This window comes from Salarchaeum japonicum (assembly GCF_020614395.1).
Lineage (GTDB): Archaea > Halobacteriota > Halobacteria > Halobacteriales > Halobacteriaceae > Salarchaeum > Salarchaeum japonicum.
Window position 1 is genome coordinate 886,714 of sequence record NZ_CP085324.1, and the last position, 21,556, is coordinate 908,269.

The window sequence follows — 21,556 nt, forward strand, 5'->3', positions numbered from 1 at the left end:
CTCGGCCCTATCAACGTGACGGCCCGCGGTCGATGTTGTCCAGCGCGGCGAGCAGGCGTTCGCGGAGGTCGCTCGCGGACGCGGCGACCTCGTCCGCGGCGGACGTGTCCATCTCCCCGGCCTCGTCGGCCTCGTACGCGACGACGTACGCGCCCGCGCGGTCGGCCGCCCGGATGCCGTTCTCGGAGTCCTCCACCACCACGGTCTCCTCCGCGGTGACGCCGAGGCGGGACATCGTCACCTCGTAGATGTCGGGGTCGGGCTTCCCCGGGATGTCGAGGTCGGCGGCGGACACCACCACGTCGAAGCGGCCGTTGAGGTCGAAGCGGTCGAACGCCATCTCCACCCAGCGCGGGTACGAGGACGTGCAGACGGCGAGCGGCACGCCGTACTCGTCGAGGGCGTCGAGGAGGTCGTGAAAGCCCGGCATCAGGTCGGCGTGTTCGGTGTAGACGGCGTCCGCGTGGTCGTCGTAGAACTCGAAGTACTCGTCCGCGGAGTCCACGGTGAGGTCGTAGCCCGCGTCGCGGAGGCGGTCGTACTGGTCGTGGACGTTGATGCCGATGAGGTCGGTGGGTTCGAGGTCGTCCCCGTCCACGACGAGTTCGTCGATGACTCGCTCGATGACGTCCTTCCAGTAGCGTTCCGTGTCCACGATGACGCCGTCCATGTCGAAGATGACCGCGGCCATACCCGCGGTAGGGGCGGCCTGGGGAAAACACGTGCGGCGGTTCGGGCCGGCGACTCGGGGTGTCGGCGAGCGTGTTGGAAAACCGTTATACGAATCCCGACAGAACTCGCGTCCATGAGAGTGCCCTCCCTCCGCGGTGGCGCGAGCGCGCGGTCGGTTCTCGCCGTGCTCGCCGTCGCGATGCTCGTTTCGACCGCCGGCTGCGCCGGACTCCTCGCCGACGACGGCGGGAGTGCGAGCGAGGCCGCGAAACTGGATAGCGTGCCCGCGAACGTCGATTCGCTCGCGTTCGTGGACGCCGAGTCGATGCTCGCGGACGACACGCTCCGCGGCGTGCTGAACACGTACTACGCCGAGCTGAACGAGTCGTCGCCCTACTACTCCGGGCCCACGTCCGTCGCCGAGGCCATCAACGACACCGAGTCCGCGAGCGGGGTGTCCGCGAGTCAGTTCGGGACGATGACGGTGTTCTCGAACGCGAGCGAGCAGGCGGACGGCGAGTCCGGGTCGTTCAACGGCGCGCTCGTCACGTCCTCGCTCTCGAAGGCCGAACTGAAGGCCGCGGTGACGAACCAGACGGGCATGGAGTTCTCGACGGAGACGTACGGGAACGCGACGCTCTGGGTTCCCGACTCCGAGTTCGCGAGCGGGAGCGTGGTCGGCTGGCTCGGTGACGGGACGTTCGTCACCGGCACCGAATCCGCCGCGAAAGCCGTCGTGGACGTGCGCGCCGGGGACGCGCCCGCGGTGAGCGGCGACCTCCGAGAGACGTTCGCGGACACCCGCGCGGGCTACGTGAAGTTCGCGATGACCGTCCCCCAGCAGGAACTCGACGCCGGCCCGTACGCCTCCGAGACCCGGTTCGCCACCGAGAGCCTGAACTCCGTCCAGGTCGTGTCGGGCGCGTTCTACGTCGAGGACACCGACGTCGGGAGCGTGACGAACGTCGTGACGAACACGAGCAGCGCCGCGACGAACATCATGCAGGTGATGCAGGGCGGGATAGCCGCGTACGAACTCGCGTCCGAGGAGGCCGCCGCCGAAACCATCGACAAGATCGAGGTGACGAGCGAGGGGACGACGGTCACGCTCTCCTACGAGAACGCCGCGTCCGACATCGAGGACGCGATAGCGAGCGCGTACAACGAGTCGGAAACGCAGTCTACGACGACCGCGACCGCGTAGATGGGCGTCCCGCCGCTCCTCGCGAAGGAACTCCGCTGGGGCTGGCGGAAGAAACTCCCGTTGTTCGTCCTGTTCGTTCTCGTTCCGGGTCTGTTCGTGTACGGCACGCTCGCGTTCGAGCACGTCCTCCCGACCTCGGTGCCGGTCGCCGTCGCGCCCGCCGGCCCGGGCGTCACCCACGACGACCTCTCCGTCGTCCGGGGTGCGGTGGCGCTGTTCAGCGACCCCGCCATCTACGAGTCGCGGACGGCGGCGATGCGGGCGCTCGCCCACGAGCGCGTGTACGCGGTCGTCACCGCGCCCGCGAACCTCACGACGGGGTCGGGGCGCGCGACGGTCGAACTGTTCGTCTCCGGGAGCGTCGTCCCCTACCTGGAGCCCGCGCAGGTTCTGGCGAACGTCGCGGAACGCGGCGTCGCCTCGCTCACCGACCGCCCCGTTTCGACCGCGTACACGGTCGTCGGCCGCGAGCGCTCGCTCTCCGCGTACCTCCTGCCGACGTTCCTGTTCGTGCTCGTGTTGCTCGTCGCGTTCGCCTACCTCCCGTACAACCTCGCGTCGGAGGAGGCCGCCATCGACCGCCTCCGCCTCGAATCCTCGCTCCACCGCGTGGTCGCGACGAAACTCGCGGCGTTCACCGTCCTGCTCGTCGCGCCCGTCGCGGTGTTCGACCTCGCGAGCCGCGTCCTCGGCACCCCTGTCGGGTTTCTCCGACCGAGCGTCCTCGCCGTGTACGTCCTCTGTTTCCTCGCCGCGGGCACGCTCGCCGCCGCCGTCACCGTCGCCCTGCGGTTCTCCGCGTGGGGACGCCTCGCGAACCTCGCCGTCCTCCTGTTCTGCCTCGCGTTCTCCGGGCTCGCCTACCCCCGCGGGTTCTTCTCCGTCGCGCGCCGCGACTTCGTCACGTCGCTCCCGACCTATCACGCGATGGTCGCCGCGCGCGGGTTCACGCTCCGCGGCCAGGAACTCGCCGCGTACGCGGACACCGTCCTTCTCCTGCTCGGGACGCTCGCCGCCTGTTGCGTCCTGTTCGCGGGGAGCGTGCGGTACTACGAACGAGGTGCCTGAGATGCGCGTCGAAACCCTCACCAAACGCTACGGGGACGTGGTCGCCGTGGACGACGTGACGCTCGACTTCGCGCCCGGCGTCCACTGCGTCGCCGGCCCGAACGGCAGCGGGAAGACCACCCTGTTGCGGTGTCTCGCCGGCCTCACGCGGCCCACGTCCGGCGCGGTGGAGCGAACCGGGCGCGTGAACTACGCGTTCCAGACGCCGAGCGTCTACCACGACCTCACCGTCGCCGACAACCTCGCCGTCTTCGCCGGGTTCGCGGACGAACCCCGGGAGTGGCGCGCGACCCTCGAAGACCGCCTCGGCCTCGCGCCGATGCGCGACCGCCCGGCGAGCGCGCTCTCGGACGGCTACCGCAAGCGCCTCGACCTCGCGCTCGCCCTCCTCGACCGCCCGGACGTACTCGTCCTCGACGAACCGCTCGCCGACCTCGACCCCGCCACCCGGGACGCCATCGTGGACACCATCGAGGCGTACGCGACCGACGACCGGTACGTGCTCGCGTCCACGCACAACCTCGACCGGTTCGACGGCCTCGCCGACCGCCTCACCGTCATGTCGCTCGGGCGCGTCGTCGCCGACCTCGAACGCGACGACTGGAGCGACCCCGAGACGGCGTACGAGCGCGCCCTGCGAGAACACGGGTGGGGGTAACGGTTTTGGGGATAGCGAGCGGAACCACGAGTATGGTCGAAGAGACGACGCGCGACGACATGACGTGGTACGCCTGCGAGAAGTGCGGGCTGATGTTCGACGACCCGGACGACGCCGCACAACACGAGGAGAACTGCGATGCCGAAGACCCCTCCTACCTCCAGTAATCAGGCGAACTCGTAGCTGTACTCGCTCAGTTCGTCCTCCTCAAAGACGAACACTCGCCCGCCCGCCGCCTCGGGGTCGGCCTCGACCTCGATGGCGTACCCGTCCCGGCGCACCGTCACCCCCGGGAACACCGTCTTCTCCCCGTCGGCGTCGAGGAGGACGCGCCCAACACCGGTCTCCTCCAGGATTTCGTCGCTCGTCATCCGGTCGTTCACGTACGTCAGCGCGCCCTCCGTCCCGTCCGGGTCGGTGACGAGCACGTGCACGTCCCGTCCGGGCTGTGCGCGCAGCGTTCCTTCGACTTTCTCCGGGACGCCGTGGTAGAACGTGCGGCGGCCGTCCGCGTACTCCACGGCGACGCCGTCCGCCGCGAGTTCCACGTCCAGCGTGTCCGGAGCCACGTCGCTACGTCCGCTCATACCCGTTCTCGACGCCACGCCGGGAAAAGGCCCGCGGGTCGAGGGTTTGACGCCACCGCCACCTTGAAGCCTCGACTCGCCCACTCTCCCGTATGGACGGCCGCGCCGAAGCGCCCGCCGCGGGCACCGTACTCAACGCGCTCGCCACCGGCCGCGGCTCCGCGTTCGCCATCGACCTCACCGTCACCGCCGAGGTCTCGCTCGACCCCGACGCGGAGTCCGTGACGGGGACGGTCGCGGAGGACGCGGACGCCGACACCGCGCTCATCGAGCGTTGCGTCGAACTCGCGTGCGAGGAGTACGGCGACCCCGCGCTCGGCGGGACTGTGGAGACCGAGAGCGAGATTCCGATGGCGTCGGGGTTGAAGAGTTCGAGCGCCGCCGCGAACGCCACCGTGCTCGCGACGCTCTCCGCGCTCGGCGTCGCGGACGACGTGACGCTGGAGGACGCCGCGCTGCTCGGCGTGCGGGCGGCCCGCGAGACTGGCGTGACGGTGACGGGCGCGTTCGACGACGCGAGCGCGAGCATGCTCGGCGGCCTCACCGTCACCGACAACACCGAGGACGCGCTGCTCGCGCGCGACGACGTGGACTGGGACGTGCTCGTCTGGACGCCGCCGGAGCGCGCGTACAGCGCGGACGCCGACGCCGACCGGTGCGCGCGCATCGCGCCGGTCGCAGAACTCGTGGCGGAACTCGCGCTCGCCGGGCGCTACGAACTCGCGATGACCGTCAACGGCTTCGCCTTTTGCGCCGCGCTCGACCAACCGACCGCCCCCGCCGTGGACGCCCTCCCGCTCGCCGACGGCGTCAGCCTCTCCGGCACCGGCCCGAGCCACGTCGCCGTCGGCCCCGAGGACGCCCTCAAAGAGGTACGAGAACTATGGAACGAGAGACCCGGAACGACGCTACTGACGACGACACGAACGACCGGCGGCCGCGTGCTGACGACATGACCCTCGACGAACTCCGCGAGGAGATCGAGGACATCGACCACGACCTCGTCGAACTCATCGCGCGCCGCACCTACGTCGCGGACAGCGTCGCCCAAGTCAAGGAAGAACAGGGCCTCGCCACCACCGACGAGGAACAGGAAGACGCCGTCATGGAACGCGCCGGCCGCTACGCCGACACCTACGACGTGGACGAGAACATGGTGAAAGCCATCTTCCGGTTGCTCATCGAACTGAACAAGATAGAACAGCGCGAGAAACGGTAGCCTCCGACACTCGGGTACTGGATTCGTATGAAGGGAGAAAGCATCATATATTTGTAGAGTAGGGTTCTATGTGTGCCTGAACGTCCCTCCAGGAGAACACTGCTCAAGTCGGTCGGTACGCTTTCTCTCCCGGCGGTCAGCGCGTCTCCAACGCGTGCACGTACCGGTGATCCTGCCTCTGATTGGTCCGAGTTCGGATATGATTCGGGTAATTCGAGCCACAAACCGGCAGCTACTGCTCCGACCGCTCTCTCGACGCGCTGGACTGCAGCGGTCGATGGCCGAATCGACGCACCGCTCGTCACCGGGGATTCGCTGGTGTTCGTCGCGACGCGGGCGAACACGCTGTACGCGCTCGATACGGCCGATGGAACGGTAGAATGGACGGCCGCTACCAGTGGCGGGCTGATGGCGGCACCGCTCGTCGCGGATGGAACCGTGTTCGCGAGCGCGACGGACGGCTCCGTCTATGCGTTCGACGCGGAAACCGGCTCCCAGGAGTGGCGCGTCCAACCGTGGGAGAAGGGAACCGCCAATACGTCCGGAATCAAAACGGACGGACACTCGCTGTACCTCACGCTCGCGAACAGTGGTGTGTACGCCATTGACCCGGCTGACGGCGGCGTCCGCTGGACGCAACCGGCGATACCCACTACCGAAACGACGCCGGCACTCAGCGATGGAACGGGATACGTCGGTGCGCGCGACGACAGGCTGTACGCGTTTTCGACGAATGACGGGACTATCGACTGGTCATTCGAGGCGGATGGCCGCGTCGAATCCGCACCCGCAGTCGCCGACGGAACGGTCTACTTCGGGACGATAGCGGGAACCGTCTACGCCCTCGACGCCGAGAGCGGGGAGCCACAGTGGTCGTCCAAGACCGGCCACTGGGTCACGGGCTCGCCGGCAGTGACCGACGACACGGTGTTCGTCGGAAGCTACGACCATCACGTGTACGCGCTCTCCCGAACCGACGGCTCCGAACAGTGGTCGTACCGGACTGGAATGTACGTCTCAGCCGGCCCCACCGTCTCGGCCGACAGCGTCTACGTTGGCAGTGAAGACGGACGCCTCTACTCGCTGGACGCGATCGACGGCACGGCGTTCTCGACGACGGACATCGGTTTCCGCGTCCGAACACCGCCCGCGATAGCGAATAACTCGATTTACGTCGGTGATACCGAAGGGAACGTCGCCGCACTAGAGCCAAGACAGACCGAGGAAACCACGTCTCTCGAGAAGTGGCTGCTTCCCGGACTCCTCACGAGTAGCGGGTTGGTCGCGGGAGCCTATCTCTGGCTGCGCCGCGAGCGCTCGCCCGCCGACTCACGTGAGTGAGTTCGCTCTCGCGTTCTAGTCCGCGTCGGCGGACACCGTCTGCCGGGGCGGGTCGGCCACGGGTTCGTCTTCTGCGTCCCATTCGAGGTCGCCCTGGTAGTGGAGCGGCGCGTTCTCCTGTTCTGGGTCGAGGACGGTGAGGTGTATCCAGCCGTTGTCGAGGAGCCGGGTGAGTTCGTCGTGGTCGCGGAGGAGGTCGGTGACGCGGCCGACGGGCGCGTGAACGACGGCGGTGAGGCGGAGCGGCTGGTGGTAGGGGGTGTCGGCGTCGGCGTACAGCGACTGGAGGGGGAGGCCGGTCATGAGGTCGCCGCCGTTCCCCTGGAACACGCCGACGTTCCCGACGGGGTTCTGGGTCACCTTCGACCCGCTCCCGTACACCGCGTTGTCCACGGTGGCGAAGTAGTACTGGTTGTTAATCCACTGCGTGACGACGAGCGGGCCGGTGAGGATGGCTTCGAGGGCGTCGCCGTCCGCGTCCGCGCGCCAGTCGTAGGAGTGGAGGAACGTGCGGCCGTCGAGGTCGGCGTCCGCGGTTAGCTCGCGCGGCCCGACGACGAACGAGGCGTTCCCGGCCAGCCCCCACTCGGGCCGGGTCTCCGCCCAGTCGGCGGCCCGGCGCTCGGTCTCCCGAACGCCGTCCGCGGCGTCGCCGGCCATCGCGTCCGCCCGCTCCGCGGCCGCGCGCTCCCGGGCGTCCGCGAGGTCGCTCCGCACCCGTTCGAGGTCGTCTGCGTGCGTCTCGGGCACGCGCTCGTCGAAGAGCGTGATGTCGTCGGTGGTGGTGTCGTGTTCGGCGGCGACGAAGACGGTGTCCGTCGGGATGTCGAACCCGCGCTCGCGGAGTTCCGCCCTGACGTCGGTGTCGTTGCAGATGACGGCGAGGACGCGGGCGTTCGGGCCGCCGGGGTTTCCGGCGCACGCGCCGCAGTCGAGGCTCGAATCGAACGGGTTGTTCGTCGTCTGGCTCGCGTGGCCCGTGAACACGACGAGGCGAGCGAACTCCTCCCAGCCCATCAACTCGAACGCGTTCTGGGCGTACTCGACCTGCTCCTCGAACGACAGGCCCTCGCGGAGCGCGTACACCCCGTCCGGGTTGTAGTCGATGGATGGCTCGCAGAACTCGCGCTCGTCGGGCGCGTAGTCGGTGTCGTGGAGCGCGTCGTACACTCTGCCGGGGAGGAGCGTGCGCGCGGCGAGCGCCGCGCCGTACCACGGGCCGGCGCTCTCCACGAAACTGAACGCGGTCGCCGCGTTCGACTTCAGGCTCTTGAGCACGCTTTGGCCCGCGTCGAGGAGGCCCCGCCGGTGGTCGTGGCGCTCCCGCGCCGCCCCGGCGTCCGGGACGGGCCGGTCGGTGATGCGGTGCTGGGCGTCCACAATGGGCGGACACGCGTCCCCGGCGGCGTCCGCGTCGTACCCCTGGTAGCGCATCGGAATCCCGAAGAACCCCGCGTAGCCGTAGGTGTCGTACGCGCCCACGGCTTCGACGTGCCGCCGGATGATTTCGGAGCGCGTGTCGATGCAGAACACGAACTGCGCGTCCGGCCGCCCGCGCTCGCCGGATTCGCCGTCCGCGGATTCGTCGGGGTCGGACACCGCGCTGAGGAGGCGCTCGCGGTGGCTTTCCTCCCACGCGGTCAGCCAGAGTTCGGGGAGCGGAACCCCCGCATCCGCGCCGGTGTCTTCGGTGTCGTCGGGGCGGAGCGGGGCGTCGAGGCGTTCCGCGAGCAGGAGGCGCACCGCGAGGTACTCGGTCAGCGAGATTGGGTGGGTGGCCTGCCAGGGGTCTGCGTCGTCGCCCGCGCGTTGCTTGATGAAGCCCGTCCAGCCGGGGAGCGCGGCGAGCTGGTGTTCGAATATCGTCTCCCACTCTCCCTGCGGATACGCGGAGAGCACGCTCTCAAGCGCGTCTACGGGGGTCTCCGGGAGGTCGGACGGCCGGTCGCAGTCCGGTATCTCGGAGTCGTGGGGAGCCATCTCGCGCCACGCCGCGTAGAACCCGGCGTCCCGGTTCGGCATCGACCACTTCGCCTGCCCCTGGTCGAGGAAGGCGGTCAGCCACTTCGACAGCACGCGGTCGACCGCGTCCGCGGCGTCCGTCTCGGAGCGCGCGCCGGCGTCCGCGGTACCGTCCGCGTCCGCTGCCATCTCGTCGAGCAGGGCGTCCGGCTCCCGAGTGATACCGTGGTCGTCGAGCACGCTCGCCAGCACGCCGGGGTCGATTCGGTCGGCCTCCCAGGCCCGCCGGAATATCTCGGGCGCGGGGTAGCCGCGGCCGCCGAACAACTGTTCGGCCTCCGCGACGGCCTCGTGGAACGGCCGGTCTTCGAACCCGGAGAGGGGGTTCGCGGTGACGAACGAGTGGAGCGGCCAGACCGCACCGACGTTCTCCGCCGCGCGCTCGATACTGCTCGCGAGGTAGTGGGATTCACGCGTCATTGTAGTTCTCCGCGGTGGTGAGTTCGGTTTCGGGGGCCGGCTGTGAGAGGTTCAGGAGGGCGACGTAGAGCCGCGTGCTCGATTCGTGCCAGCCGCGTTCGACCGCGAGGTACGCGGCGAGGAAGGCGGCGGCGACGATGCCGTGCACGGCCGAGAGGTCGGTGGGCGCGTGCGTCATCGGCACGCCCGCGAGTACGGTCGCGACGGCGGTGAACAGCACGCCGTAGACGGCGACGGGGACGACGACGATGACAGGGAGGACGACGAGCGCCGCGCCCGGGGAGAGGTTCGCGCGTTCGAGCGCGTCGCGGGCCGCGTGGAGCGCCGTCAGGGCGACGAGGCCGGCGAGGACGAGCCCGGAGTCCGGTTCCGTCCCCTTCCCGGTGAGCGCGACGAACACCGCGCCGCCGACCACCGCGGCCCCGAGGCCGACGACGAGCGACGGGAGCGACGCGCCGCTCCGGGAGTGCTCGACGGGCGCGGTCTGTTCGACCGCGCTCCCGGAGGAGAGGAACAGGTAGGCCTTGTAGAAGCCGTGGAGGATGAGGTGGGTGATGGCGGCGGCGAAGAACCCGAGGCCGCACTGAAGTATCATAAAGCCCATCTGGGCGACGGTGGAGCCGCCGAGCCGGCGCTTCACGTCCGGGCGGACGAGCAGGAGCGCCTGTCCGACGAGGGCGCTCGCGGCCCCGACGACGACGAGCACCGCCATCGCGGTCGGGATGTCGGCGAACACGGGCGCGAAGCGCGCGAGGAGGATGCCGCCGGCGTTGACGAACCCGGCGTGCATCAGCGCGGACGCGGGCGTCGGCGCGGTCATCGAGGACAGCAGCCAGTCGTGGAAGGGGAACAGCGCGGACTGAATCATCGCCGCGAGGAAGAGGCCCAGGATGGCGAGCCAGGCGACTTCGGGCGAGAGCGTGCCGGCGTGTGCGAGAATCCCCGAAATCGTGGTCGTTCCGGTCGCCCACGCGAGGAGCGCGAGCGCGCCGGCGAGCGCGCCGCCGCTCGCGAGGAAGTACCGCCGCGTGAGCGTCTCGGCGGCCTGCGCCTGCTCCCAGCCGCGGGCGTGCCCGATGAGTTCGGCCATCGTCAGTCCCATCGCGACCCACGCGGCGGCGAACAGCGCGACGTGGTCGGCGGCGGCGACGACCATCACCGCGAGCGTGAAGCCGAACGTCAGCGCGAAGAGCCGGTCGATGGCGGCGTCCCCGGCCATGTACCGCCGGGAGTAGGAGTGAACGATGCCGCTGAAGAACGCGACGGCGACCCAGACAACCGCGGTCAGGCCGTCCACGGCGACGACTCCCGGAACCCGCCACGCGGCACCGTTCGCGACCGAGATGGCGGCCGTCGCCAGGCTGAGCGCGAACAGCGTCCAGACGGCGGCGGTCGTCGCTCGCGCCACCCCCGAAGCGGACGGCGTCGTCTCCGGGAGCTGTACCGAGTCGTTCGCGCGTGAGTGTCCGGTCATCGTTCGAGTTCCCGCCGCACGGGCCGACACCCCCGCAATTCCAGGTGAGTCGTGAGCGAACTGGCCCGCCTTACCCAACTATACGAACAGACTGGTTATTATAGGCTTTGGTACGACCAAATTGTTCCCTTGGGATTGGGGCGATAACAGGATGTTCGATAATGAAGGAGTGGGGTTACTCGTCGCTCGCCGCGCGCTCCCGGGTGAGGTCGTCGAACGGCGTCGTCTCGTGACTCCGCACGAGCACCTCGTCCGAGACGGTCAACTCCATGTCGAGGAGGGCGTTCGCGACCGTCGTGATGTCCTCGTCGGTCTCCCCGACGACCGTCACGAGCAGGTTCTCCTCGCCCGTGACCAACTCCTGCACCGACACGACGCCCGGAATGTCGAGAATGTCCTGGATGCGCTCGCCGCGCTTCGGAATCGGGGCCGTGCAGAACAGGAGCATCCGGAGCGGATACCCCGACTTCTGGTAGTCCACGTTCGCGCTGTACCCCTTGATGACGCCCTCGGATTCGAGGCGCTGGATGCGCTTTCGCACCGTGCTCGACGACGCGTCAGTACGGTCGGCGATTTCGGCGGACGAGAGGTTGCGAGCGTCCTCCTGGAGCGCGTAGATGATCTCTCGGTCGATATCGTCGAGCTCGTACTCGGTCATGCGCTCCGTTTACCCCCGCGCGCATAAGGCGCTTCGCCTGCCCACGGCCGTCCCGGTCGCGCGGCCGTCTCAGTGCGTGACGCGGCGCTGGACGCGCCCCGCGAGGTCGGGATGTCGCTCGCGGAGCACCGATGGGTCGCGCTCGCCGTCCACGTTGACCACGTGCAGTTCGCCGCGCTCGCCGTCGTAGGCGTCCTGGAAGTCGTAGACGACGCCCGCGACGGTCGTGCCGTCCGGCACGTCCTCGCTCTCGCGGAGCGCGCGCACCTGCCGGTCGACGTTGCACTCCACGAGGTCGTTCACCGTGTCCGCGCGCCCGCGGCCGTCCGGCAGGCGCTCGATGCAGGGTTCGAGTTCGGGCCGCAGGAGGCCGATGCAGTGTCGGATACCGGGCGGTTCGCTGACGACATCGGTCGTGATGGCGTCGTAGGTGGCGGTGACCGCGCCGCACCCCGAGTGCCCGACGACGACGGCGAGATCGGTGCCGGCGTGTTCGAGCGGGTAGAGCACGTCCCCGGAGACGACCGTGCCCGCGCCGGTGCGCTGGACGACCCGGTTCCCGATGTTCGAACACGTGAACACGCGGCCCGGTCGGTCGTTCCCCCACATGTGGTCTTGGAGGACGCGGGAGTCCGAACAACAGACCGTCACCGCCTCGGGACGCTGCACGTCCTGCACGTCGTCGAACCGGTCGCGGAACGCGGCGACGTGCCCGTCGTTCCCGGCGAGCAGCGCGGCGAGCGTGTCCATACGACAGGAAGGGGACGCCCCGGTTAGAAACCTCGCCCTCCCGCGTCCCGGCTCCGTTCGCGCGCCGTGGGCCGTGGTACACGTACCCTCGGAAGTGTTATACGTAAACGGGGCGTACGAATGCTTGTAATGGCAAGCGGAAAAGTTGATTTCTTCAACGACACTGGCGGCTACGGATTCATCGAGACTGAGGACGAGGACGAGGACGTGTTCTTCCACATGGAAGACGTCGGCGGCCCGGACCTCGAAGAAGGCACTGAGGTCGAGTTCGAGATCGAGGACGCCCCCAAGGGCCCCCGCGCGAAGAACGTCACCCGCCTCTAAGGCGAGTTCTTCCGGACTTCTACTAACCGACTTTTCGAACGCCAGCGACGGCGTTCGCGTCTCGACTCGCGTCGAGACGACTGTTTTATACTCACTGGTGAGTGACGACGTTGTATGTCGAGCACGGTTCGTGGCGCCGTCGAACTGACGCGTCCCGGGAACGTCGTCGCCGCGGGCGTGCTGACGTTCGTCGGCGCGTTCGTCGCGGGCGGCGCGGCCGACTACCCCCTCCACACGGCGGCCGCCGTCGCGGCGACGATGCTCGCTATCGCGGCGGGGAACGCCATCAACGACTACTTCGACCGCGACATCGACGCCATCAATCAGCCCGACCGCCCGATCCCCCGGGGCGCGGTGTCGCCGCGGGGCGCGCTCGCGTTCAGCCTCGCGCTGTTCGGCGGCGCAATCGTGTGCGCGCTCGTCCTCCCCGTCCTCGCCATCGCCATCGCGGGCGTGAACCTCGTCGCGCTCCTCGTCTACACGGAGTACCTGAAGGGCCTCCCGGGCGCGGGGAACTTCGTCGTCGCCTACCTCGTCGGGAGCACGTTCCTCTTCGGCGCGGCCGCCGTCGGCGACGTGGCCGCCGGAGCCGTCCTGTGCGCGCTCGCCGCGCTCTCCACGTTCACGCGCGAGGTCGTGAAGGACGTGGAGGACATCGCGGGCGACCGCGAGGAAGGCCTGAACACGCTCCCGATAGCCGTCGGGGAGCGCCGCGCGCTCGTCGTCGCCGCGCTCTCGCTCGTCGTCGCCGTCCTCGCAAGCCCCCTCCCCTACCTCTGGGAGGTCTTCGGCGCGCCCTACCTCGCCGTCGTCGCCGTCGCCGACCTCGTGATGCTGTACGCCGCCTACGAGTCCTTCAGCGACCCGACACGCGGTCAGTTCCTCCTCAAGTACGGGATGTTCCTCGCCGTCGTCGCCTTCCTCGTCGGCCGCGCCGCCGCCCTCTGAACTTATCCCGCTCGCGCCCCACTTCTCTAGTATGCCCGTCGAGAGCGACGACGAACTCCGCGAGATACTCCAGGCAGAGACCATCGCCGTCGTCGGGTGTTCGAGCACGCCCGGCAAGGCCGCCCACGACATCCCGAAATACCTCGCAGACCACGGGTACGAGGTCATCCCGGTCAACCCCTACGCCGACGAAATCCTCGGCAAACCGGCCTACGACTCCCTCGACGACGTGGCGGAAGACATCGACCTCGTGGACGTGTTCCGCCCCGGCGACGAAGCTCCCGGAATCGTCGAGCGAGCGATCGCCCGCGACGACGTGACAACCGTCTGGCTCCAGCTCGACATCACCAGCGACGAGGCGGCCGAGATGGCGGAAGACGCCGGCCTCCGCTTCGTCCAGGACAAGTGCATGAAAGTCGAACACCGGCGGCTCCTCGGCTAGCGAACAAGCGATAAACGAGCGAAATCGGAGTTTTCCGGTCAGCCTTCCCACTCGGCGTAGGTTCCGTAGATGTCCTTGGAGAGGTAGCGCTCGCTGGAGTCGGGGAAGATGGTGGCGACGGTGTCGTGGGGGGCGTCAATGACGCCGTCGGCGATGTCGTCGGCGACCTGGCAGGCGGCGACGCTGGCCGCGCCGGCGCTGGACGCGACGAGGTGGCCTTCCTCGCTAGCGAGGCGTTTGAGTTCGTGGTGGGCGGCCTCGTCGGAGACCTGAATCACGTCGTCCACGAACTCGGGGTCGAACAGTTCGTTCGTCGCGGGGTTGTGCGTGCCGATGCCCTCGGTCTTGTACTCGTCCTCCTCGACGTGGTCGCCTTCGAGGCGCGCGTAGAGCGAGCCCTCGGGTTCGACGGCGACGACGTACGTGTCGGAGTTCTGGTCGCGGAGGTAGCGCGCGGTTCCCATGAGGGTGCCCGCGGTGCCGCAGCCGGCGACGATTGCGCCGACCTCGCCGTCGAGCGCGTCGTGAATCTCGGGGCCGGTCGTCTCGTAGTGCGCCTCCGCGTTCAATGGGTTGGAGAACTGCTGGGGGACGGCGGCGTTTTCGAGTTCGCCCGCGAGTTCGTGCGCGCGCTCGATGGCGCGCTCCATCCCGTCCTCGGTGGGCGTGTTGATGACCTCAGCGCCGAGCGCGCGCATCAACGTCTGTTTCTCCACGCTGAACCGCTCGGGCACGACGAACACCGCGTCCAGATCGAGCTGGCGGGCGGCGACCGCGAACCCGATACCGGTGTTCCCGGCCGTGGGTTCGATGACCGTGCCGCCGGGCGCGAGGTCGCCGCGTTCGAGCATCTGTTCGAGCATGTACTTCCCGATGCGGTCTTTCACGCTCGCGCCGGGATTGAACGACTCCAGTTTCGCGTACACGGGCGCCTCGTCGGGCGACTCGTGCACGCGAACCAGCGGTGTCTCCCCCACCGTGTCGAGAACCGAATCGAGGGGTTCGCGGTGCGTCGTCATCTACTCCCTCCTATCGCCGCGCGTTCTTTAGGCGTTGTCATCGCCGTCCGACTCGCCCGTATCCACGTCGAGTTCGGTGGCGATGGCGTCGAGGACTTCGCCCTGTCGCGCGACCTCGCGTTCGAGCGCCTCCACGCGTTCGTTCGTGTCGATGACGGTCTCCTGGGTCTGTTCGACGTCCTCGCGGATGGACTTGACGCGCGCCTGCAGCGAGTCGGCCACGTCCGCGAGCTTCTGCACCTTCTTCGCCGTTCCTCCGAGTCCCATACTCGCCCAAGCGAACGGGACGTTGAAGGGTCTTCCGCCACCAATCCGGGGGAGACGAAAGGCCCTTATGGGGGAGTCGACTATCGTGAACTGGACTAGGCCGGGCGGTTTGGCCCCGCCCCACCCACCCGCACTACGGTCATCAGCGGGGGCCGAACGCCGGGCGAGTCCGGGCTAACCCGCCCGGGCCCCGGAAGCCGACAGAGAAGCCTCGTCCTTCGGGGACGGCGGTCCGCGACGCGCGCCTGCAGGGGCGTCGTCGCCGCGGTTCGCCGATGGGACCCCGTCAGGCACGGAAGTGAGCAGCGGACCATCGGACGTTCGCCGCTCGAAGGGTCGCGGGGCGGAGGAGGCGACCGGGACTACCCGGGCGGGACGGCTCGGGCGACCCCGGCACGTCCACCATTCATACCGGATTTCGCGCTCGTAGCCAGTGCCTCGTTTAGAACCGCCGTTTTCCGCGTCGATGGTAGACGACCCAGTAGGCTATCGGCCAGCAGACCAGCATCGCGGCGAGGTTCACGGGGAGCGTGCTGGTCGAGTCGGGTGGCAGAACGAGCGCTGTGGCACCGGCCAGGACGGCGAATATCGCGCACGCGACGACGATGAATCGCTGGGACGCCTTCACGGTCGAACGTGGAAAGAGCGCGGAAAAAGTGTTACTCGTCGCCGAACCCGGCGATTTCGTCGCCCTGCACCTGGAGTTCGCCGTCGAGGGTGCGGGTCGGGTAGGGGATGTCGATGCCTTCCTCGTCGAAGCGCTCCTTCACGGCGGTGACGTACTCGCCGCGGGTCTTCACGAAGTCGGCGCGCGAGGGGTTCTGAATCCAGAACCGGCTCTTGAGGCCGACGTAGGAGTCGCCGAGTTCGGTGAGGCGGACGGTGACGCCGGGGTCGTCCATGATGCCGTCGTGTTTCTCGGCTTCCTCGACGATGATGTCCGTGGCTTTCTCGATGTCGTCGTCGTAGCCGATGCCGAAGAGGAACTGGAGGCGGAGTTTATTCTTCGCGACGGGGTTCTTGATGACGCCGTCGGTCAACTGGGAGTTCGGGACGGTGAGGAGTTCGTTGTCGAACGTGCGCACGCGAGTGACGCGGAGGCTGATGTCCTCCACGACGCCGGAGTACGTGCCGTTGTCCCACTCGATCCAGTCGTCGATGCGGAACGGCTTGTCCGTGTAGATGAAGACGCCGGCGACGAAGTTCTGGAGGACGTCCTGCATCGCGAGGCCGATGGCGAGCGTCGCGGCGGCGGCGATGGTCGCGAGGCTGGTGAGGAAGTTCCCGTAGCCCGCGAACCCGAACGCGACGCCGAACCCGACGAACACGATGACGATGCGCACGAGGCGCTTCAGGGGTTTCCGGGAGTGCGCGTCGAGGTCGCGGGCTTTGAGCGCGCGGTCGACGAGCGGGACGACGGTGAGGCGGCCGACGAGGTAGACCGCGAGGAAGGCCACCACGAAGTAGAGGAGTTGGGTGACGGCGAGCGCGTACTGGGGGATGGCGTCGTCGAGGAACGGGAGCGGTTCGACCATCAGTGGTACACCGCCGTGTTCCCGCGAGTCCTGACGAGGTCGGCGCTCGCGCGGTCAGCGAGGTCGTCGGCGAGTTCCTCGGTGTCGGTGCCGCCGCGCGACGAGCGGAGGAACTTCACCTTCACCACGTCGCGGGTGTCGAGCTGGTTTTTGAGTTCGTCCACGACCGACTCCACACCCTCCTTTCCGACCCACACCGTCACGTCGGCGTTGTGCGCCTTCGTCTTGAGTTCCTCTGTGGTCATGTCTACGCACCCGTTCGGGCGCGTCTTAAAAGAATCGTACGGCTCTCCCGGCACAGACCCGAACCTTTTTCGTTTAGGCTCGCCTAAACCAGCGTGATGGCTCCGCCACCGGCCACCACAGACCCGCCACGCCGCGCGGACGAACCGGACATCCCGCTCGTCACCGCGCGCACCGTGGGCGACGACCGAACCGTCTTCACCGAGGACGACAACACCGACGGCTGGATAGCCACCGACATCACCGTCGTCCCCCTCCGATAACTCCCGTCTCCCGACGGACGCACCGCCTCGTGCATGCCACGGTGCGTCCCTCATGCCACCACGCCCGTCAGTCGTACGGATACCGCGCGTGCGCCCCGCAGTCACACGTCACCACCACGTGCCCGTCCTGCGTGCGAACCCGCGCGTTCCGCCCCGGAATCAGGTAGGAATCACAGGAATCACAGGAAAAACGCTTGAGCTTCCGCGGGAGCGAGAGGCGGTGGCGCTCCGCGATGCGACGCGCCCGCCGCACGTACGTCCGCGCGCGCTCCGCGTCGCCCGCCGCGGCCGCCTCCTTCGCGAGCAGCCCCAGGCGCTCGATTCGCTCCGCCGCTATCTTCATCGCCCGATGCTCGGGGGCCGCCGCCGAAAACGGTTCCGGTGATTATGCATAGGAGCACACTATTCTATTCAAATTATTGACGGCGGGGGTGGGAATACAATTGAGAGTATTTTTAACAGTCTCCCATTCCGTCTCTCCTAATTAGACGGGGTTCCCCATCGATATGCGATAAGTTCGGTTTGGTCTCCCGCGAGGAGGTGGTCTCCTGTTGCGGCGACGGGTGATTGAATCTCACCGAATCGTTTTTCGACACCCGATTCGGCGTTGACTAACTGGTGCGCATACGTTCCGCCTTTACGGAGGTCAGCGACGAAATCGCCTCCAAGCCCAATGCGAGTTATTGCGCCTCCGTCATAGACTGTACTCCACCGGATATCCTCTCCGTGATGGGGAATCGAAATAATACTGTCCGCAGATTCAGACAAACTGTAGACGTTTAGTACGAGCGAAGAAGCCGTGACGATTGGATGCCACACTCGCCACTCGGTGATTTTCGGGTCGAGGCCTATCGTCCGTCTCAGTGTGCCATCGGCCGCATACGTCTGTACGCTCTTGTTCACTAATACGTGAATCCCGTACTCGGTGAGAACGGGTGGTATCCGCGTCGGGCCCATATCTACTGTCCATTCACGTTCTCCTGTCGCTGCATTAAGCGCGTCGAGTGTTCGGTCAGTTGTTGCCAGATAAACCGTATCAGTGCTCGCCGTTGGGATTCGAGATATCTCCGAGCGCGACCAGCTCTTTCGCAGGGTGGCCGAATCGTATCTCCGAACTGCCACCGTTCCACGGTCGCGACAGCTGAGAATACCGTTCTGCGTGCGGAGTATCGGCCCGACACCAGCGTCGTCGACCGTTCGCGTTGCAACGATGGCTCCCGACTGCGCGTCCAGTGCGTAGAGTACGCCTGTGTCACCCGTTCGCGGCGCGGCGTTGACGAACACGCGATTCGCGTCGGGGGCGACGAGCGGCGTGCCGATTCGGTTCGCGTCGAGTGGCGTCCGCCAGTTCCGCCGGCCGGTTTCGAGGTCGAGTGCTTCGATGTAGCTGGTTTCCCGGTACTCGGAATCCGGGCCGTACGCGACGTAGGCCGTGTCGGTCGTCATCACCGGGTCTTCCAGGGTACTCTCCCGGTCGCCGTACTTCGACCAGAGCGGCGTCGACTCCGGCCGGTTTCCTTTCACGGGCGCGGTGTACGTTCTGGCGGGGTCGCGGCCGTACATCCGCCAGCCGGGAACGGCGTCGCCCGTGCGCACTGGGGCCGGCTCCGTCGAACTCGCACAGCCCGCGGACGCCGCGACACCGGCTACGATTCCGGTCGTGAGGAACTCGCGCCGGTTCATACATTTTATACCATCATCTAGGTTAATAAAGGCGGTTGGCGTTTCCGAGTGACCAAGACTCCGGGGTCGGCCTTCCGTTCGCGCTCGCGAGTGAGGCGTTTCGGTGGGGTTTTTCGCCCGCCCCCGCGTTCTCGGTGTATGCGCGTCCTCAACTACCTCGAACTGGAAGACCGCCTCCGCGGCGGTATCGTCACCGCGACTCGCCAGCAGCGCGCGGCGCTCGCGGACACCGACGTCGAGGTCGTCACGACGCCCTGGCAGGGCGGCACGCCGTTCGCGGCGGGGAAAGCCCGACTCACGGGCGCGCCGTTCTTCCGCGAGTACGACGTGGCGCACTGCAACACCATCGGCCCGGGGTCGCTCGCGGTCGCGCGCCACGCGAAGCGCAACGACATCCCACTGATTCTGCACGCGCACACGACCGCCGAGGACTTCGCGGACTCCTTCCGCTTCTCGACGCAGGCCGCGCCCGCCCTCAAGCGCTACCTCAAGTGGTTCTACTCGCAGGCCGACCGCGTGCTCGTCCCGAGTCAGTACACGAAAGACCTCCTCGACTCCTATCCCGTGGACGCGCCCATCCAGACCATCACGAACGGCGTGGACGCCGCGAGTCTGGAGGGGTATGAGTCGTTCCGTGAGGAGACCCGGGAGCGCTTCGACATCGACGACCTCGTCGTGTTTTCGGTGGGTGAGGTCATCGAGCGCAAGGGCCTCACCACCTTTTGCCGGGTCGCCCAGGACACCGACTTCGACTTCGCGTGGTTCGGGCCCTACGAGTCCGGGCCGCAGGCGTCGAAGACGACGAAGCGCTGGGTCGAAGACCCGCCCGAGAACGTGACGTTCACGGGCTACATGGACGACAAGCGCGCGGCGTTCGGCGCGGGCGACATCTACATGTTCCCCGCGAAGGTCGAGAACCAGGGTATCGCCGTCCTCGAAGCGATGGCGTGCGGGAAACCGGTCGTCCTCCGCGACATCGACGTGTTCGACGAGTTCTTCACGGACGGCGAGGACTGCCTGAAAGCCGAGACGGACGCCGAGTTCGCGGACGCGCTCGAACGCCTCCGCGACGACCCAGACCTCCGCGAGCGCCTCGGCGAGGGCGCGCGCGACACCGCGGCCGAGCACAGCCTCGACGTGGTCGGCGACCGCCTCACGGACGTGTACCGCGAGGTCGCGGGGAAAGGAGACGCCCTATAAGGCGGGGGTGAGTACCGCCGCACAATGGTTCCACGGGTCGCCGCCTTCACGGACACCTACCTCCCGACGGTGAACGGCGTCACGTACACGATTCAGACGTGGCGCGACCGCTGGCGGCAGCGCGGCGGCCGGATGCCCGTCGTCTACCCCGGGTCGGACGAGTACGCGCCCGACGACGGCGAACACCCCGTTCGCAGCCTCCCGTTCCCGTTCTACGAGGGGTTCCGACTCGGAACGCCGACGATTCCGCGCGCGCTCGACGACGTGGACGTGGTGCACGCGCACACGCCGTTCGCGCTCGGCGTCGCGGGCTACCGGCTCGCCCGCCGGAACGACCTCCCGTTCGTCGCGCACTACCACACGCCGACGAGCGAGTACGCCGAGTACATCGTCCCCGACGCCGTCACGGGGTTCACGGAGCGCGCGAGCGAGCGCTGGGAGCGCGTCTTCCTCGACCGCGCCGACCTCGTGCTCACGCCAAGCGAGGAGACGAAACGCCACGTTGAAACCGAAATCGGCGTGGACACGCCCGTCGAAGCCCTCCCGAACGGCATCGACCTCCAGCAGTTCCGACCGACCGACCCCGCCGAGTTCCGGGAGCGTTTCGACCTCCCGGACGGCCCGCTCGTCGGGTACACGGGCCGGCACGGCTACGAGAAACGCCTCCGCGACCTCGTGGACGCCGCCGCCGAAGTGGATGCAACGCTCGTCTTTGGCGGGGACGGCCCCGCGCGGAGCGACCTCGAAGCCCGCGCCCGCGAAAACGGGGTGGACGCGCGCTTCCTCGGCTTTCTCGACCGCGCCGACCTCCCCGCGTTCTACTCGTCGCTGGACGTCTTCGCGTTCCCGAGCCCCGTCGAAACCCAGGGACTGGTCGCGCTCGAAGCGAACGCCTGCGGCACCCCCGTCGTCGCCGCGGACGCCGGCGCGCTCGCCGAGACCGTCGTGGACGGCGAGACCGGCTACCACTACCCGCCCGGCGACACCGCCTCGTTCGCGCACGCCATCGAGCGCGCGCTCGCCGACCGCGACCGACTCGCGGAGACGTGTCTCGAACACAGAGAACGCGTCGGCGTCGAGAAAGCGGTCGACCGCCTCGAAGCGGTCTACGAACGCCTCTAGTCTTCGAGCGCGTTCGCGATGCGGTCGAGCTTGTTGTTCGTGCGCTCGACTTCCTTCCGGAGCTGTTCGACCTCGCGCGCGAGCTTCTCGCTCGACTCGCTCCCGCCCTCGCCGCGACCGCCGCGACCGCCCGGCCCTGCGCCGCCGGGGCCGCCGCCCATGCCGCCGGGGCCGCCACCGCCCATCATGCCGCCCATCATCTGCGCGAACGGGTTCCCGCCGCCGCCCATGCCGCCGGGGCCGCCGCCGCCCATCATTTCCTCCATCTTCTCGCGGCGGTCTTCGGCGGACTCGTCGCCGCCCTCCTCGCGTTCCTCCGCTCGCTTCTCTCGAATCTCCTCGATTCGCTCGCGGAACGAGGACTCCTCTTCTCCGTCGTCTTCGGGTTCGTCTTCCGGCATACGCGGGGGTTCGACTGCCGGCGGGAAAAGCCCTTC

Annotated in this window: 27 protein-coding genes and 1 other RNA gene; 14 read left to right on the forward strand and 14 right to left on the reverse strand. The window is 68.0% G+C overall.

Annotated features, from left to right (window positions below; translation table 11 throughout):
• Positions 1-10: 10 nt before the first annotated feature.
• Entirely contained in the window at positions 11-691 is a 681-nt protein-coding gene (locus tag LI334_RS05095) for an HAD family hydrolase (protein ID WP_227262093.1), read from the reverse strand.
• Between the two features lie 114 nt (positions 692-805).
• Here LI334_RS05095 and LI334_RS05100 point away from each other — a divergent pair, with 114 nt between their 5' ends.
• From LI334_RS05100 to LI334_RS13060, 4 genes are read left to right on the forward strand one after another with little or no spacing between them, the layout of a single operon-like run.
• Positions 806-1,876, forward strand: a complete 1,071-nt coding sequence (locus LI334_RS05100; protein ID WP_227262094.1) for a hypothetical protein — start codon at positions 806-808, stop codon at positions 1,874-1,876.
• The gene (locus LI334_RS05105) at positions 1,877-2,944 is read left to right on the forward strand and encodes an ABC transporter (protein WP_227262095.1); all 1,068 of its coding nucleotides are present in this window, start codon (positions 1,877-1,879) and stop codon (positions 2,942-2,944) included.
• 1 nt (position 2,945) lies between these two features.
• Positions 2,946-3,602 (forward strand): ATP-binding cassette domain-containing protein, encoded by a 657-nt coding sequence (locus LI334_RS05110; RefSeq protein ID WP_227262096.1) that lies wholly within the window; start codon positions 2,946-2,948, stop codon positions 3,600-3,602.
• A gap of 32 nt (positions 3,603-3,634) precedes the next feature.
• A complete protein-coding gene (locus LI334_RS13060) occupies positions 3,635-3,769 on the forward strand; it encodes a DUF7128 family protein (RefSeq protein ID WP_264476819.1) in 135 nt (44 codons plus the stop codon).
• Here the strand turns inward: LI334_RS13060 and LI334_RS05115 are convergent, their stop codons facing one another.
• Positions 3,770-4,189, reverse strand: coding sequence for a DUF5796 family protein (locus LI334_RS05115; RefSeq protein WP_227262097.1), 420 nt, complete (start codon positions 4,187-4,189; stop codon positions 3,770-3,772).
• A gap of 92 nt (positions 4,190-4,281) precedes the next feature.
• Here LI334_RS05115 and LI334_RS05120 point away from each other — a divergent pair, with 92 nt between their 5' ends.
• From LI334_RS05120 to LI334_RS05130, 3 genes are all read left to right on the forward strand, one after another.
• Positions 4,282-5,145 (forward strand): shikimate kinase, encoded by an 864-nt coding sequence (locus tag LI334_RS05120; protein ID WP_227262098.1) that lies wholly within the window; start codon positions 4,282-4,284, stop codon positions 5,143-5,145.
• Positions 5,073-5,408 (forward strand): chorismate mutase, encoded by a 336-nt coding sequence (locus tag LI334_RS05125; RefSeq protein ID WP_343749969.1) that lies wholly within the window; start codon positions 5,073-5,075, stop codon positions 5,406-5,408. The genes LI334_RS05120 and LI334_RS05125 overlap by 73 nt, the downstream gene beginning before the upstream one ends.
• Before the next feature lie 72 nt (positions 5,409-5,480).
• On the forward strand, positions 5,481-6,749 hold the full coding sequence (locus LI334_RS05130) for an outer membrane protein assembly factor BamB family protein (RefSeq protein WP_227262100.1): 1,269 nt from the start codon (positions 5,481-5,483) through the stop codon (positions 6,747-6,749).
• 15 nt (positions 6,750-6,764) lie between these two features.
• Here LI334_RS05130 and LI334_RS05135 read toward each other — a convergent pair whose 3' ends face one another.
• From LI334_RS05135 to LI334_RS05150, 4 genes are all read right to left on the reverse strand, one after another.
• A complete protein-coding gene (locus tag LI334_RS05135) occupies positions 6,765-9,191 on the reverse strand; it encodes a DUF2309 domain-containing protein (protein ID WP_227262101.1) in 2,427 nt (808 codons plus the stop codon).
• A complete protein-coding gene (locus LI334_RS05140; protein WP_227262102.1) occupies positions 9,181-10,665 on the reverse strand; it encodes a proton-conducting transporter transmembrane domain-containing protein in 1,485 nt (494 codons plus the stop codon). The genes LI334_RS05135 and LI334_RS05140 overlap by 11 nt, the downstream gene beginning before the upstream one ends.
• Before the next feature lie 175 nt (positions 10,666-10,840).
• Positions 10,841-11,323, reverse strand: a complete 483-nt coding sequence (locus LI334_RS05145; protein ID WP_227262103.1) for an Lrp/AsnC family transcriptional regulator — start codon at positions 11,321-11,323, stop codon at positions 10,841-10,843.
• A 69-nt stretch (positions 11,324-11,392) separates the two neighbouring features.
• Positions 11,393-12,073, reverse strand: a complete 681-nt coding sequence (locus LI334_RS05150) for a carbonic anhydrase (RefSeq protein ID WP_227262104.1) — start codon at positions 12,071-12,073, stop codon at positions 11,393-11,395.
• 129 nt (positions 12,074-12,202) lie between these two features.
• Here LI334_RS05150 and LI334_RS05155 point away from each other — a divergent pair, with 129 nt between their 5' ends.
• The 3 genes from LI334_RS05155 (at position 12,203) to LI334_RS05165 (ending at position 13,787) form a co-directional block, all read left to right on the forward strand.
• Positions 12,203-12,397: a cold-shock protein gene (locus tag LI334_RS05155; protein WP_145848151.1), complete on the forward strand. Its 195-nt coding sequence runs from the start codon at positions 12,203-12,205 to the stop codon at positions 12,395-12,397.
• A gap of 114 nt (positions 12,398-12,511) precedes the next feature.
• The gene (locus LI334_RS05160) at positions 12,512-13,345 is read left to right on the forward strand and encodes a geranylgeranylglycerol-phosphate geranylgeranyltransferase (protein WP_227262105.1); all 834 of its coding nucleotides are present in this window, start codon (positions 12,512-12,514) and stop codon (positions 13,343-13,345) included.
• Positions 13,346-13,376: 31 nt separating this feature from the next.
• Positions 13,377-13,787 carry a CoA-binding protein gene (locus LI334_RS05165; RefSeq protein WP_227262106.1) on the forward strand — a complete coding sequence of 137 codons (411 nt, stop codon included), beginning with the start codon at positions 13,377-13,379 and terminating at the stop codon, positions 13,785-13,787.
• Positions 13,788-13,825: 38 nt separating this feature from the next.
• On the opposite strand, the gene LI334_RS05170 is transcribed toward LI334_RS05165, so the two are convergent.
• Together LI334_RS05170 and LI334_RS05175 are read right to left on the reverse strand one after the other, a co-directional pair.
• Positions 13,826-14,806, reverse strand: coding sequence for a PLP-dependent cysteine synthase family protein (locus LI334_RS05170; protein ID WP_227262107.1), 981 nt, complete (start codon positions 14,804-14,806; stop codon positions 13,826-13,828).
• 27 nt (positions 14,807-14,833) lie between these two features.
• The gene (locus tag LI334_RS05175) at positions 14,834-15,073 is read right to left on the reverse strand and encodes a DUF5798 family protein (RefSeq protein ID WP_227262108.1); all 240 of its coding nucleotides are present in this window, start codon (positions 15,071-15,073) and stop codon (positions 14,834-14,836) included.
• An 88-nt stretch (positions 15,074-15,161) separates the two neighbouring features.
• Between LI334_RS05175 and ffs the strand changes: the two genes are divergently transcribed.
• An RNA gene (ffs, locus tag LI334_RS05180) (signal recognition particle sRNA) lies at positions 15,162-15,478 on the forward strand.
• A 37-nt stretch (positions 15,479-15,515) separates the two neighbouring features.
• Here the strand turns inward: ffs and LI334_RS05185 are convergent.
• Genes LI334_RS05185 through LI334_RS05195 form a run of 3 tightly spaced genes read right to left on the reverse strand, consistent with a single transcriptional unit; the run spans position 15,516 to position 16,853 of the window.
• Complete coding sequence (locus LI334_RS05185; RefSeq protein ID WP_227262109.1) at positions 15,516-15,701, reverse strand: hypothetical protein; 186 nt, start codon at positions 15,699-15,701, stop codon at positions 15,516-15,518.
• Positions 15,702-15,732: 31 nt separating this feature from the next.
• Complete coding sequence (locus LI334_RS05190) at positions 15,733-16,611, reverse strand: mechanosensitive ion channel family protein (RefSeq protein ID WP_406675870.1); 879 nt, start codon at positions 16,609-16,611, stop codon at positions 15,733-15,735.
• Positions 16,608-16,853 carry a YhbY family RNA-binding protein gene (locus LI334_RS05195; RefSeq protein ID WP_227262111.1) on the reverse strand — a complete coding sequence of 82 codons (246 nt, stop codon included), beginning with the start codon at positions 16,851-16,853 and terminating at the stop codon, positions 16,608-16,610. The genes LI334_RS05190 and LI334_RS05195 overlap by 4 nt, the downstream gene beginning before the upstream one ends.
• A 96-nt stretch (positions 16,854-16,949) precedes the next feature.
• On the opposite strand from LI334_RS05195, the gene LI334_RS05200 reads away from it, so the two are divergent.
• Positions 16,950-17,114 carry a hypothetical protein gene (locus tag LI334_RS05200; protein ID WP_227262112.1) on the forward strand — a complete coding sequence of 55 codons (165 nt, stop codon included), beginning with the start codon at positions 16,950-16,952 and terminating at the stop codon, positions 17,112-17,114.
• A 67-nt stretch (positions 17,115-17,181) separates the two neighbouring features.
• On the opposite strand, the gene LI334_RS05205 is transcribed toward LI334_RS05200, so the two are convergent.
• A complete protein-coding gene (locus tag LI334_RS05205; protein WP_227262113.1) occupies positions 17,182-17,457 on the reverse strand; it encodes a ribonuclease P protein component 4 in 276 nt (91 codons plus the stop codon).
• A gap of 137 nt (positions 17,458-17,594) precedes the next feature.
• Entirely contained in the window at positions 17,595-18,797 is a 1,203-nt protein-coding gene (locus LI334_RS05210) for an outer membrane protein assembly factor BamB family protein (RefSeq protein WP_227262114.1), read from the reverse strand.
• Between the two features lie 138 nt (positions 18,798-18,935).
• On the opposite strand from LI334_RS05210, the gene LI334_RS05215 reads away from it, so the two are divergent.
• On the forward strand, positions 18,936-19,997 hold the full coding sequence (locus LI334_RS05215; protein WP_227262115.1) for a glycosyltransferase family 4 protein: 1,062 nt from the start codon (positions 18,936-18,938) through the stop codon (positions 19,995-19,997).
• Positions 19,998-20,021: 24 nt separating this feature from the next.
• Positions 20,022-21,119, forward strand: a complete 1,098-nt coding sequence (locus tag LI334_RS05220; protein ID WP_227262116.1) for a glycosyltransferase — start codon at positions 20,022-20,024, stop codon at positions 21,117-21,119.
• Here the strand turns inward: LI334_RS05220 and LI334_RS05225 are convergent.
• Positions 21,116-21,520 (reverse strand): hypothetical protein, encoded by a 405-nt coding sequence (locus tag LI334_RS05225; protein ID WP_227262117.1) that lies wholly within the window; start codon positions 21,518-21,520, stop codon positions 21,116-21,118. The two genes, LI334_RS05220 and LI334_RS05225, sit on opposite strands and share 4 nt — an antisense overlap.
• Positions 21,521-21,556 lie beyond the last annotated feature (36 nt).

Coding starts and splice junctions, on each gene's coding strand:
- LI334_RS05095 (WP_227262093.1), bottom strand. CDS start 691: ATGGCCGCGGTCATCTTCGACATGGACGGCGTCATCGTGGACACGGAA.
- LI334_RS05100 (WP_227262094.1), top strand. CDS start 806: ATGAGAGTGCCCTCCCTCCGCGGTGGCGCGAGCGCGCGGTCGGTTCTC.
- LI334_RS05105 (WP_227262095.1), top strand. CDS start 1,877: ATGGGCGTCCCGCCGCTCCTCGCGAAGGAACTCCGCTGGGGCTGGCGG.
- LI334_RS05110 (WP_227262096.1), top strand. CDS start 2,946: ATGCGCGTCGAAACCCTCACCAAACGCTACGGGGACGTGGTCGCCGTG.
- LI334_RS13060 (WP_264476819.1), top strand. CDS start 3,635: ATGGTCGAAGAGACGACGCGCGACGACATGACGTGGTACGCCTGCGAG.
- LI334_RS05115 (WP_227262097.1), bottom strand. CDS start 4,189: ATGAGCGGACGTAGCGACGTGGCTCCGGACACGCTGGACGTGGAACTC.
- LI334_RS05120 (WP_227262098.1), top strand. CDS start 4,282: ATGGACGGCCGCGCCGAAGCGCCCGCCGCGGGCACCGTACTCAACGCG.
- LI334_RS05125 (WP_343749969.1), top strand. CDS start 5,073: ATGGAACGAGAGACCCGGAACGACGCTACTGACGACGACACGAACGAC.
- LI334_RS05135 (WP_227262101.1), bottom strand. CDS start 9,191: ATGACGCGTGAATCCCACTACCTCGCGAGCAGTATCGAGCGCGCGGCG.
- LI334_RS05140 (WP_227262102.1), bottom strand. CDS start 10,665: ATGACCGGACACTCACGCGCGAACGACTCGGTACAGCTCCCGGAGACG.
- LI334_RS05145 (WP_227262103.1), bottom strand. CDS start 11,323: ATGACCGAGTACGAGCTCGACGATATCGACCGAGAGATCATCTACGCG.
- LI334_RS05150 (WP_227262104.1), bottom strand. CDS start 12,073: ATGGACACGCTCGCCGCGCTGCTCGCCGGGAACGACGGGCACGTCGCC.
- LI334_RS05155 (WP_145848151.1), top strand. CDS start 12,203: ATGGCAAGCGGAAAAGTTGATTTCTTCAACGACACTGGCGGCTACGGA.
- LI334_RS05160 (WP_227262105.1), top strand. CDS start 12,512: ATGTCGAGCACGGTTCGTGGCGCCGTCGAACTGACGCGTCCCGGGAAC.
- LI334_RS05165 (WP_227262106.1), top strand. CDS start 13,377: ATGCCCGTCGAGAGCGACGACGAACTCCGCGAGATACTCCAGGCAGAG.
- LI334_RS05170 (WP_227262107.1), bottom strand. CDS start 14,806: ATGACGACGCACCGCGAACCCCTCGATTCGGTTCTCGACACGGTGGGG.
- LI334_RS05175 (WP_227262108.1), bottom strand. CDS start 15,073: ATGGGACTCGGAGGAACGGCGAAGAAGGTGCAGAAGCTCGCGGACGTG.
- LI334_RS05195 (WP_227262111.1), bottom strand. CDS start 16,853: ATGACCACAGAGGAACTCAAGACGAAGGCGCACAACGCCGACGTGACG.
- LI334_RS05200 (WP_227262112.1), top strand. CDS start 16,950: ATGGCTCCGCCACCGGCCACCACAGACCCGCCACGCCGCGCGGACGAA.
- LI334_RS05205 (WP_227262113.1), bottom strand. CDS start 17,457: ATGAAGATAGCGGCGGAGCGAATCGAGCGCCTGGGGCTGCTCGCGAAG.
- LI334_RS05210 (WP_227262114.1), bottom strand. CDS start 18,797: ATGAACCGGCGCGAGTTCCTCACGACCGGAATCGTAGCCGGTGTCGCG.
- LI334_RS05215 (WP_227262115.1), top strand. CDS start 18,936: ATGCGCGTCCTCAACTACCTCGAACTGGAAGACCGCCTCCGCGGCGGT.
- LI334_RS05220 (WP_227262116.1), top strand. CDS start 20,022: ATGGTTCCACGGGTCGCCGCCTTCACGGACACCTACCTCCCGACGGTG.
- LI334_RS05225 (WP_227262117.1), bottom strand. CDS start 21,520: ATGCCGGAAGACGAACCCGAAGACGACGGAGAAGAGGAGTCCTCGTTC.